The organism is Sphingomonas sp. GW821-FHT04B01 (assembly GCF_059420425.1).
This window is the reverse complement of the sequence record NZ_JBWKTR010000004.1, coordinates 113,380-123,856: the sequence shown is the minus strand read 5'-3', so window position 1 is coordinate 123,856 and position 10,477 is coordinate 113,380. Positions and strand designations below refer to the sequence as shown.

General features: G+C 64.7%; 11 protein-coding genes and 1 pseudogene. 8 read left to right on the top strand and 4 right to left on the bottom strand.

The annotated features are described in order from the left end of the window. Positions 1-186 precede the first annotated feature (186 nt). Entirely contained in the window at positions 187-1,875 is a 1,689-nt protein-coding gene (locus tag AC07UH_RS11640; protein ID WP_495189863.1) for a TonB-dependent receptor plug domain-containing protein, read from the top strand. A 36-nt stretch (positions 1,876-1,911) separates the two neighbouring features. Continuing rightward, positions 1,912-3,639, top strand: a pseudogene (locus AC07UH_RS11635) (TonB-dependent receptor); the annotation flags it as partial. Between the two features lie 94 nt (positions 3,640-3,733). Here the strand turns inward: AC07UH_RS11635 and AC07UH_RS11630 are convergent. Genes AC07UH_RS11630 through gntA form a run of 3 tightly spaced genes read right to left on the bottom strand, consistent with a single transcriptional unit; the run spans position 3,734 to position 5,288 of the window. Next, on the bottom strand, positions 3,734-3,940 hold the full coding sequence (locus AC07UH_RS11630; protein ID WP_495180569.1) for a ComEA family DNA-binding protein: 207 nt from the start codon (positions 3,938-3,940) through the stop codon (positions 3,734-3,736). Further along, positions 3,937-4,596 (bottom strand): DUF1989 domain-containing protein, encoded by a 660-nt coding sequence (locus AC07UH_RS11625; protein WP_495180568.1) that lies wholly within the window; start codon positions 4,594-4,596, stop codon positions 3,937-3,939. Before AC07UH_RS11625 ends, AC07UH_RS11630 begins: the two co-directional genes overlap by 4 nt. 11 nt (positions 4,597-4,607) lie before the next feature. Next, complete coding sequence (gntA, locus tag AC07UH_RS11620; RefSeq protein ID WP_081974365.1) at positions 4,608-5,288, bottom strand: guanitoxin biosynthesis heme-dependent pre-guanitoxin N-hydroxylase GntA; 681 nt, start codon at positions 5,286-5,288, stop codon at positions 4,608-4,610. A gap of 326 nt (positions 5,289-5,614) precedes the next feature. Here gntA and AC07UH_RS11615 point away from each other — a divergent pair, with 326 nt between their 5' ends. Together AC07UH_RS11615 and AC07UH_RS11610 are read left to right on the top strand one after the other, a co-directional pair. Then, positions 5,615-7,150 carry a sensor histidine kinase gene (locus tag AC07UH_RS11615; protein ID WP_495189862.1) on the top strand — a complete coding sequence of 512 codons (1,536 nt, stop codon included), beginning with the start codon at positions 5,615-5,617 and terminating at the stop codon, positions 7,148-7,150. After that, complete coding sequence (locus AC07UH_RS11610) at positions 7,147-7,524, top strand: response regulator (protein WP_245640867.1); 378 nt, start codon at positions 7,147-7,149, stop codon at positions 7,522-7,524. Before AC07UH_RS11615 ends, AC07UH_RS11610 begins: the two co-directional genes overlap by 4 nt. 167 nt (positions 7,525-7,691) lie before the next feature. On the opposite strand, the gene AC07UH_RS11605 is transcribed toward AC07UH_RS11610, so the two are convergent. Then, positions 7,692-7,994 (bottom strand): hypothetical protein, encoded by a 303-nt coding sequence (locus AC07UH_RS11605; RefSeq protein WP_038661277.1) that lies wholly within the window; start codon positions 7,992-7,994, stop codon positions 7,692-7,694. Positions 7,995-8,118: 124 nt separating this feature from the next. Between AC07UH_RS11605 and AC07UH_RS11600 the strand changes: the two genes are divergently transcribed. The 4 genes from AC07UH_RS11600 (at position 8,119) to AC07UH_RS11585 (ending at position 10,444) form a co-directional block, all read left to right on the top strand. Further along, positions 8,119-8,268 (top strand): hypothetical protein, encoded by a 150-nt coding sequence (locus tag AC07UH_RS11600; protein WP_495180566.1) that lies wholly within the window; start codon positions 8,119-8,121, stop codon positions 8,266-8,268. Between the two features lie 103 nt (positions 8,269-8,371). Beyond that, positions 8,372-8,620, top strand: a complete 249-nt coding sequence (locus AC07UH_RS11595; protein WP_495180565.1) for a hypothetical protein — start codon at positions 8,372-8,374, stop codon at positions 8,618-8,620. Further along, complete coding sequence (gene lldD, locus AC07UH_RS11590; RefSeq protein ID WP_495180564.1) at positions 8,617-9,759, top strand: FMN-dependent L-lactate dehydrogenase LldD; 1,143 nt, start codon at positions 8,617-8,619, stop codon at positions 9,757-9,759. Before AC07UH_RS11595 ends, lldD begins: the two co-directional genes overlap by 4 nt. Before the next feature lie 40 nt (positions 9,760-9,799). Continuing rightward, positions 9,800-10,444 (top strand): TetR/AcrR family transcriptional regulator, encoded by a 645-nt coding sequence (locus AC07UH_RS11585; RefSeq protein ID WP_169742527.1) that lies wholly within the window; start codon positions 9,800-9,802, stop codon positions 10,442-10,444. Positions 10,445-10,477: the final 33 nt, after the last annotated feature.

Sequence of the window (10,477 nt, the reverse complement as noted above, 5' to 3'; positions counted from 1 at the left end):
TTGGCTTGCCTTGAGCATTTTCCGGTCGTACCTGAAGTTCCAAGATGCCGCACGGTCTGCCGTGCCGAGACATCGATAGGGAAGACAGTTGGGGATGTTATGATGGCCGACGATAGGCAGCTTGCGCGCGTGGTTCGTACCCGGACTCGTAGCCGGGCTATTCTCAGCAGCGTTTCGGCTACCGCGATGTGCGTGTTCGCACTCAGCGTACCCGCTTATGCACAAACCGGTGCCGCCAGCGGCCAGAATACCGCGGGGGCGGCGACGTCGCCCAACGTGCCGGGCGGCGATCCGGCCGCGCAGCAAAGCGGGGAACCCGCTGCCCGCGATGAGGCGGGCGAGAACGACATCGTCGTCACCGGCATCCGGCAGAGCCTCGCCAATGCACAGACGATCAAGCGCAATTCCGACACCGTCGTCGACGCGATCACGGCGCAGGACATCGGCGCGCTCCCCGATCGCTCGGTGACCGAGGCGCTGCAACGCGTCCCCGGCGTGTCGATCAACCGCTTTGCCGGCAACAACGATCCGGACCATTTCTCGGTCGAGGGCTCGGGCGTCAACGTCCGCGGCCTCAACTTCGTCCGCTCGGAATTCAACGGCCGCGACACCTTCTCCGCCGGCATCGGCGGTCAGGCGATCAACTTCGCCGACGTGCCCTCCGAACTGCTCGGCTCGGTCGAGGTCTACAAAAACGCCACCGCCGATCTGATCGAGGGCGGGCTCGCCGGCACGGTCAATCTCAACACGCGCAAGCCCTTCGACAACAAGGGCTTCCACATCGGTGGCGGCCTCGAGGCGAATTACGGCGACTTCGCGAAGAAGTGGGCGCCGACCGGCTCGCTGCTCGTCTCGGATACCTGGGACACGCCGATCGGCCGGTTCGGCATCCTCGTCAACGGATCCTATTCGCGCCTGAAGAGCCGCGCCGACGGCATCCAGGTCACCAACTTCCAGACCCGCGATGGCGTCCAGGCGGCGACCGGTACCGGAACCAACACGACGGTGACCTGCCGCAACCAGCTCCCCGGCAATACCGATGCCTTCACGTTGCCGCCCGGCACGATCAACGGCGTCGGCGGCGCGGCCTTCCCCAACCCGGCGAACGTCTGCGGCGCCACCGGTACGGCGGGCGCGGACGGCTTCGCCGACCCCACCGGCATCGCTTATGCCCCGATCGGCGGCCAGTTCCGCAGCCAGGACTATGATCGCAAGCGCGATGGTCAGGCGCTGGCCGTCCAGTGGGAAAGCACCGACGAGCGCACCACCTTCACCGCGCAGTTCCTGCGTACCCATTCCACCAATGCCTGGGGCGAACATACGTTCGAGACTGCGCCGGACCTGTCGGAATACAGCACCTATCCGGCCGGCTGTCAGCAGAACAGCAACGGGCCGATCAACGGCGCGGGCAATGCGACGACGCGTGCGGAATGCCAGCTCAATGGCGCAGGCCAGTTCCAGTTCGGCGCGAACCAGCGCGGCAATGGCTACAATCCGGCCGGCGGCGCCTATCCCAATTTCACGTATGACAGCAACGGGCTGTTCCAGAGCGGCTTCGTCACCCTCCCTGGCGCCGGCTGGCGGACCGCCTCGAGCGGAACGGCGACCACCACCGTGCCGACCGGCGGCACGCAGCAGTCGCTGTCGCGGCGGCAGGTCTATGACGAGAACCTCGTCAAGGATGCCGGCTTCAACCTGAAGATCAATCCGGACGATCATTGGTCGATCGGGCTCGACGTCGACTATACCTATGCCAAGCACGACGTGACCGATCTCAGCGTGTTCGGCTCGACCTTCGCCGATTCCGAGCTCGACCTGACCGGCAATCTGCCGATCGTCATACCGCACAAGCCGCTGACGCTTGCCGCCAATTAGGCGACGCCCAACCCGGCGCTCGCCGCCGCGACCGACAGCCAGTATTTCCAGAGCCGCGACTTCCAGTTCTGGCGCGCGGCGATGGACCATATCGAGCACAGCGTCGGCTCGGAATATCAGATCAAGGGCGATTTCGCCTACAAGTTCGACGACGGCAATTTCCTGAACCGGATCAAATTCGGCGCACGTTATGCCGAGCGGACGCAGGACGTACGCTACACGGCATACAATTGGGGCGCGATCAGCGAGATCTGGTCGGGGGCACCGGTCACCTTCAACCAGGGCGACACCAGCCGGTCGTCGTTGTACAATTTCGACAACTTCTTCAGGGGCAAGACCAGCGCTCCGCCGAGTGCTTATTATTACAACGGCGATCTGATCAACGGCTACAATTCGGCGACCAGCTTCTTCCAGACGCAGAATGACATCTGGCGCAACACCAACGGCGCCACCGCGACGAACCGGTTCCTGGCAGCGGGCCAGCGTGCCGGCGCGATCCCGGGAACGTCGTTCCTCCCCTCGGAAGTGTCGAACGTCACGCAACAGGACAGCTCGGCCTATGCGATGCTGCAGTTCGGCAGCAAGGATCCGCTGTTCGGCAACATCCGCGTGTCGGGTAACGTCGGCTTGCGCTACGTCCGTACGACGGTCAATTCGCAGTCCGAAACGGCGGTGCCCAATCGCAGCGAACTGGGCGTGGTCGATCCCTATGCCACCCGCTGCGTCGCGACGTCGCGAACCTTGCCGGACGGCACCGTCCAGGTCACGCAACCGGGCGGCGTCTGCAACCTCGGCGCGACCGAATATGAACGGCTGCGGTCGTTCGCCACCAACGGCTATGCGTCGCAACCCGCGTTCTTCACCAACAGTTACGGCTATTTCCTGCCGAGCGCGAACCTCAAGGTGGGGGTGACGCGCGACGTGGTCATCCGCCTCGCGGGATCGAAGGTGCTGACGCGTCCCGACTTCGCCAACATCCGCCCCTATGTGACCTATGCATTGGAGCCGGGTTCGGGCACCGTCACGATCAACGCCGGCAATCCTTACCTGAAGCCGGCCACGGCGTGGCAGTTCGACGCCACCGCGGAATGGTATTTCGCCCGCGTCGGCCAGTTGTCGGTCGATGCCTTCTACAAGACCGTCGACGGCTTCTTTTATCAGTCGCTGGTCAATCGCTCGATCACCAACAATGGCATCACGCAGAACATCCAGGCGCGTGGTCCGGCAAATTACGCCGGCAAGGGCAAGATCAGGGGCTTCGAGGTCGCCTATCAACAGACGTTCGACTTCCTGCCCGGCTTCCTGAATGGCCTCGGCTTCAACGGCAACTATACGTTCATCGACAGTTCGGGCCTTCCCAATTCCTTCCTGAACGGTGGCACGCCGTCGTCCGGGTCGACCGTCGCCAAGGGCAATCTGCCGCTGGAAGGATTGTCGAAGCACAACTTCAACGCCACGGCTTTCTATGAAAAGGGACCGATCTCGTTACGCGCCGCCTACAACTGGCGTTCGCGGTTCTTGCTGACCGCAGCCGACGTGATCTTCCCCTATACGTCGATCTTCAACGACTCGACCGGGCAGCTCGACGCCTCGGCGTTCATCAATATCAACAAGTACATTAAGCTCGGCGTTCAGGGGGTGAACCTGACGAATACGACCACCAAGCTTCTGCAGGCGTATAAAGCCGGATCCAACGATCTGGCGCCGCGATCCTATTTCACGAACGATCGTCGGTATTCCATCATCCTGCGCGCCAACTACTAACGGTCGGCACTTGAAGCAGCCGCCCCTCCCCTTCTGTTCGCAGATGGGGTGGGGCGGCTGTCCAAATCGTACACCTGCCGTCGCGCTTGGACGGTCAGCCGTTGCCGATCGTCACCGCGTCGCCGAGACTCTCCGCGACATGCGCCATACCGGGCACCTCCGCCAGCTGACGAAGATCGCTGAACCCGCCGCGATCGTCGCGATAGCGCACGATCTCGAAGCCGTGGCCCTTCAGCGCGGGAATCGCATCCAGCGCGTTGGCGGTCGCCGTGTTGATGTCGATCGGGGATGTGGCGTTCATAGGTCTGCCCGCTCCCCTGACGGAAGTGTCGCACCGCTTTCGTGCGACGGGCCGCCCGGCGCCTGATCGTGGACGACATAATGGATCGGCTTGAACGATCCGCCGTTCGACGCCGGCGCCGAGCAGGCGGTGAGACCGATCACCAGATCCATCTGTGCGACGAAGCTGATGCTGTCGCCGGCCTTGCTGATCGGTGGCAGGACCGAGAGCTTGCCGGTCGCCGCGTCGATCGGCACGTTCATGAAGCAATTGAACGCGACCGGGATTTGATCCGGCGTCACGCCGAACGGTGCGAGCGCGGCGGCCAGATTGCCGAAACATCCCCGGTGCCGGGGAAGTTCGGGATAGAAATGGTCGAACGTCGCATAGGAGCATGGCGTCAGCAGGAAATCGTGCACGCCGACCGTATCCGCCACGATCTCCAGCATCGCATTCGATCGATTGGAGTAGACCGTGTGTCCCGTGGTCAGGCGGATCGTCTCGGCATAATCGAGCGTCCGGCCCGACGACAGCACCTCACCCAGATCGTCGGCCCGGAAGGCGAGGAGATCTGCGACCTGGCAGCCGCGCGGATCGATCACCATGAGGACCTGCCCTTTCGCGAGCCGAAACGCGTCGCCGCTCCGCTCCGGGATCTCGACGGTTCGATCGGCCAATTGATGATCCCTCACTTGCCGGAATACCGAAACGGGCACTGCCAGCCGCCATCGACGGCCCGGCCGCTGTACTGGCGGGCCTCGCTCGCCTCGCCATGGCGCGACAGCATCGGGTTACGCGAACCGGCGAGCACCTCGTCGCGCACCATGATCTTCTCGCGCATCGTCTCATATTTGCCCTGCTCGCGAAGCGTCTCGAACTGATCGTGCAGGTTGAAGATCATCGTCGGGCGCGAAAAGCGCCGTGCCGGGCGACTGGCACGCGGATGGAGCCCGACGACGAAAAACGCCTCGCCGCCGAAGGACAAAGAGAAGTGCGCGTTGGACGGATCGGGACTGACGCGTTCGTCCCACGCCTGCCCCAGCCAAACGTCCTTGTCCGACAGCGACTGGATGCGCTGCCAGATCGCCCGCTCGAACGCTTCCTCGCTGAGGTCGTCCGGCCCGGAGAAGACGACGGCGAAGCTGCGGAACAACGACGGCTCCGCGCGATATTGCGCGGCGAAACAGCGTAACCGATCGTGGATACGCAGATCGTCCCACGCACTCGCGATGTCGCGCGCGCCGAGGATGTCGAGCGTGCCCTTCGCCAACGCCGCCTTGGCGCCGACGCAGGGGAAGCCTTGATCGGCGATATAGGCGGAGAGCAGCAGGCTCGCTTCGTCCTCACTGGGGTCCGCCCAGCTGAACATCGGTTTCGTTGATAGCATGACAGGAGAACGAGGCGCGCTTCGCGGCGTTCCTGATCCGGGCCGACCTTGATCCGGCTCAATCAGAAAAGCCACATCGGGGAATGAGCGAATGCCGGTATCCGTGATCGCAACGAAGGGCTTCTCTCGACGAACCACTCGGCGACCGCGCCGGCCGGTCGCGATCCGGCGATGCCGGCTTGACACTGACCCGATAACAGTAGCTTACCCTACGTAACGTCCGCCGGGGGGTGGATCTGAGAACGATAGGGCGCAGGGTGGCAGACGATAAGGATGCCCGTCGGGCAGAAGCGCTTGCGAGACTGCTCGTGTTGGACACGCCTGAAGAGCAGGCGTTCGACGACATCGTCTTCATCGCCTCGCAGACCTGCGATGCACCGATCGCGCTCATCAGTCTGCTCGACTCCGATCGCCAGTGGTTCAAGGCGAGGATCGGCCTTGATGTCAGCGAAACGCCCATCCATCAGTCGGTGTGCCGGCTCGACATCGACGATCCCGGCGTGCTCGAGGTCGCCGATCTGACGGCCGACATGCGGACCAACGACAATCCGCTCGTGACCGGGGACCGCGCGTTCCGCTATTACGCCGGCGCGCCGTTGACGCTGCGGTCGGGCGAAATCGTCGGACGCCTGTGCGTCATCGACACCGAGGCCCGTCCCGGCGGGTTGAGCGATACGCAGAAGACCTTGCTTAATGCGCTCGCCCGGCAGGCAAGCGACCATCTCGAACTGCGCCGGATCGCGCGTGGCAGCGAGCGCCTCGCCGAACTGCAGACCGCGCTCGTCCAGATCGGCGAGAGCATCCGCAACAGCCACGACGTTCAGGCGATGACCCGCGCCGCGTCGGCGATCGTCGGCGCCGTGCTCCAGGTGTCGAGAGCCGGATTCGGCTCAGTCGACGAGGATGTCCGCCACATCGACGTCGAACCCGACTGGACGGCGCCCGGCACCGGCAGCATCGCGGGCCGGCACCGGTTCGAGGATTATGGCGCCATCCGCGACCACCTCGTGCGTGGCGAGCCGCTTGTCATCGAAAATGTGCTGACCGATCCGCGGACCATCGACAATCCCGGTGCCATGACGGCTATCGGCGTCCACGCGCTGGTCAACATGCCGGTTCGCCAGCATGGCCGTACCGTGGCGGTGCTGATCGTCAACGCCGCCGCGCGGCGCATCTGGCAGCCGGAGGAGCTGACCTTCCTGCGCAGCGTCGCCGACCGGCTGGAAGCCGGCGTCTCGCGCGTGCGTGCCGAGCAGCAGCAGGAGATGCTGAACGGCGAGATCGCGCATCGCCTGAAGAACATGCTGTCGATGGTACAGGCGATCGCGAGCCAGACGCTGCGGGACGTTCCCGATCGCCGTCCCGTCGAAAGCTTCGAGCAGCGGCTGATGGCGCTCAGCGCGGCGCATGACGTGCTGTTGCAGAAGAGCTGGACCGATGCCGACCTGCGCGTCGTCGCCGAGGCGGTCGTCGAGGCGGTCGGCTTCAGCGATCGCGTTCACATGGACGGTCCCGAGGTCGCGCTCGGCTCGCGCGCGGCCTTGTCTTTTTCGTTGGTCATGCACGAGTTGATGACGAATGCGTGCAAATATGGCGCGCTGTGTCAAACCGGAGGGCATGTCGAGGTGAATTGGGCCGTGGAGACGACGCAGGCTGGCGACGAGCTCGTGGTGCGCTGGCGCGAGACGGGGGGACCGCCCGTCATCGCGCCGAGCCGGCGCGGCTTCGGGTCGAAGCTGGTGCGGCTCGGCCTGGCGGGGACGGGCGGCGTCGACTTGCGGTTCGAACCCGACGGACTGCAAGCCGACCTGCGCGCGTCGGTCCGCCAGCTGGCGCAGACGTGATCGGGACAGCTATCATCGAACGTCCGGTCGTGCTCGTCGTCGAAGACGAACCGCTTCTCCGCCTGTTCGCGACCGACATGATCGAGGATGCCGGCTTCGCGGTGATCGACGTCGGCAGCGCCAGTGCGGCGATCGCCGTGCTGGAGAGGCGCCCGGACATCCGCATCGTCTTCACCGACATCGACATGCCCGGCGGCATCGACGGCATCAAACTCGCCGCGTGCGTCCGCGACCGATGGCCGCCGATCAAGATCATCATCACCTCGGAAAAGCCGTGGCCGACCGGCGTCACGCTGCCGACCGATGCGATCTTCTTCTCCAAACCCTATCGTCAGGATCGCGTCATCAGCACGATCCAGCAGATGGCGGCCTGAGCCGCTCGACATCCATTATCGCAGCGGCTCTTGCTCTGGCGGTCCGTCACCCCGGACTTGATCCGGGGTCCCGCTACGTCCTTCACGGGTTCCCATCGGGAAAGCGGGAGCCCGGGGTGACGGCCCGGAGAAGGAGAAGTCGCGGCGCCGACGAGCGTCGATCCGGCCTATTCGACGGCGGTCAGGGCCTCTTCGTGGTAGGCGTTCATCCGCTGCAACGCCGTCTCGCTTAGCGCCACGACATCATCGTCGACCTCGATCATGCCTTCCGCCCGCAGGTGCTTTATCCAGCGGTCACCGATCATCTTGTTCTTCGACGTGAGATTGACGGCATTGTCGATGTACATCGTCTGTCGCCGCAGCGCGGCAATGTACATGTGAAGCATCATGTCCCACGCATATTCGTCGAAGATGTCGGCGGGAAAATGGCCGTAGCGCAAGGCCCTCAGCGCGACCTGCGTCTTGGCCATATCAAGACAGCTTTCGAATGACGCCATTGTTGACCCCTGATCCATCCGCATTTCGGTAGTCGCCACCGGGCTGGCGGTGTATCGATCGTCCGCGGCACGCGTCCAATGCCACAGGGAGACGCGAATGACGAGCCAAATGGATAACGGTCGGCTGCTTGCACTACTGGATGCGGCTCTGATCGAAGCCGATCTGATCGGACACACGCTCGCCGCGGCGCTGCTTACCGAATGCATCGCCACGGTGCAGAACAATGGCCGAATGCGCGGTCATTGACCTGACAACGATCATCCACATCTCGTCTTTCTCGCCCCGACATGGCGCGCTACGTTACCGGCGCGGCGCTGCTCCTCGAAGGCGGTGCCTATGTGAACCTGCAATGACCGGCAGACCGATGCACGCCGGCGCCATCTTCGCCCTCCTCCTCGCGCCGCTCGCGGCCGCCGCGCAGACCGTGCTGCCGTCGCTGCCGGTCCCCGCCGAATTCGCACCCCAGTTCGAATTCCATGCCTATCAACGCAGTGGACATGGCTTCGGATTGGGCGTCAAGGGCACCACGACGCAAGGCTGGATCGACGGGCTGTTGCGCTGGATCACGTTCAACGGCTTCCTGAAGGCAAGACCATGAAGGCTGCATCGGCTCTCGACTACCGCGACCTCGCGCGCCGCAAGCTCCCGCATTTCCTGTTCGAATATATCGACGGCGGCTCCTATGCCGAGGTGACGTTGCGGCGGAACATCGCGGATCTCGAGGCGATCGCCTTGCGGCAGCGGATCCTCACCGACGTTTCGGCGCTCGACCTGACGACCCAATTGTTCGGCCAGAATCTCGCCATGCCCATCGCGCTGGCGCCGATCGGCCTCGCGGGCCTCAACGCGCGACGCGGCGAGGTCCAGGCGGCGCGCGCGGCGAGCAAGGCGGGGATACCCTTCTGCCTGTCGACGGTCTCCGCCTGCCCGATCGCCGAGGTCGCGGCCGGCACCGACGCGCCCTTCTGGTTCCAGCTCTATATGATCCGCGATCGCGGCTTCATGCGCGACCTGATGGCACAGGCGAAGGACGCGGGCTGCTCCGCGCTGATCTTCACCGTCGACATGCCCGTCCCCGGGTCGCGCTATCGCGACTATCGATCGGGGCTGGCGGGGGCGTCGGGGTTCATGGGGTCCGCCCGGCGCACCGTACAGGCGATGCTGCGCCCGGCCTGGGCCTATGACGTCGGCGTCCGCGGGCGTCCGCATCAGCTCGGCAACGTCGCCCCCGTGCTCGGCAAGAACACCGGTCTCGAAGACTTCTTCGCCTGGATGCGCAACAATTTCGATCCGACGGTGTCGTGGCGCGACCTCGAGTTCATCCGGGAGAGCTGGGACGGGCCGCTCGTCATCAAGGGCATTCTCGACGTGGAGGATGCGCGCGCCGCGGCGACGCTCGGGGCGGACGGGATCGTCGTGTCCAATCATGGCGGGCGCCAGCTCGATGGCGTCCCGTCGACCGCCGCGGCATTGCCGATCATCGCCGATGCGGTGCGGGATCGGCTGACGGTATTGGCGGATGGCGGCATCCGCTCCGGCCTGGACGTCGTCCGCATGCTCGCGCTCGGTGCGCACGGCGTGCTGCTCGGCCGCGCCTGGGTCTACGCGCTGGCCGCGGCAGGCGAAAAGGGCGTCACCCACATGCTGCAGCTCATGGAAGCGGAGATGCGCGTGGCCATGGCGCTGACCGCGCGCACCACGATCGCCTCGCTCGACCGCAGCGCGCTGGTCCGCTGACGGCTTGGTATCGCGGGGCCAGTCTTATATGGGCGACGCCATGACCAAGGCTGCTCCGACATTCGTACCCCGCCGCGGCCGGCCAACGGCCAAGCAGGTCGAGGCGATCGACAATGCGCTCATCGCCACCGCGCGCCGCCATTTTTTGGAAAACGGCTTCGATGCCGTCGCGATGGAAGCGATCGCCTTCGAACTCGGCGTGTCCAAGACGACGCTATACGGTCGCTTCCCCTCGAAGGAGGCGCTGTTCCACGCGATCGTCGAGGATGCGGTCGCGCGATGGTCGGCGGAGGCGTCCGAGGCCGATAGCGAACTGACCGACGACATCGACCAGCGGCTGCGCCACCACGTCCGCGTCATCGCCCGGTCGCACGACAATCCCGAGGTGCAGGCGTTCCAGCGGATCATCGTTTCGACCGCCGGTCGCTTTCCGGAACTCGCCAAATCGATGCACGACGTCGGCTCGCTCTATATCATCAACCTGATCGCTCGGGACATCCGCGACGCCGCCGCAAGAGACGGCATTCCCGCGCGCGATCCGGAAAGCATCGCCACGCGCATCGTCGCGTCGATGACGGGCTGGTATCTCCAGCAAAGCCTGATCCGGACCGTCAGCAACGCGGAATTCGACGCTTACGGCGAGCGGACGGTGGACATCATCATGGCCGCCCGCGCGATCTGGTGACCGGCCGGTCATTGACATAGATACGGTACCGTA

Excerpts from the sequence above, each read along its gene's own strand:
- AC07UH_RS11640 (WP_495189863.1), top strand. The coding sequence starts at position 187 with ATGTGCGTGTTCGCACTCAGCGTACCCGCTTATGCACAAACCGGTGCC.
- AC07UH_RS11630 (WP_495180569.1), bottom strand. The coding sequence starts at position 3,940 with ATGAACGCCACATCCCCGATCGACATCAACACGGCGACCGCCAACGCG.
- gntA (WP_081974365.1), bottom strand. The coding sequence starts at position 5,288 with ATGTTCAGCTGGGCGGACCCCAGTGAGGACGAAGCGAGCCTGCTGCTC.
- AC07UH_RS11605 (WP_038661277.1), bottom strand. The coding sequence starts at position 7,994 with ATGGCCAAGACGCAGGTCGCGCTGAGGGCCTTGCGCTACGGCCATTTT.
- AC07UH_RS11600 (WP_495180566.1), top strand. The coding sequence starts at position 8,119 with ATGACGAGCCAAATGGATAACGGTCGGCTGCTTGCACTACTGGATGCG.
- AC07UH_RS11595 (WP_495180565.1), top strand. The coding sequence starts at position 8,372 with ATGACCGGCAGACCGATGCACGCCGGCGCCATCTTCGCCCTCCTCCTC.
- lldD (WP_495180564.1), top strand. The coding sequence starts at position 8,617 with ATGAAGGCTGCATCGGCTCTCGACTACCGCGACCTCGCGCGCCGCAAG.
- AC07UH_RS11585 (WP_169742527.1), top strand. The coding sequence starts at position 9,800 with ATGACCAAGGCTGCTCCGACATTCGTACCCCGCCGCGGCCGGCCAACG.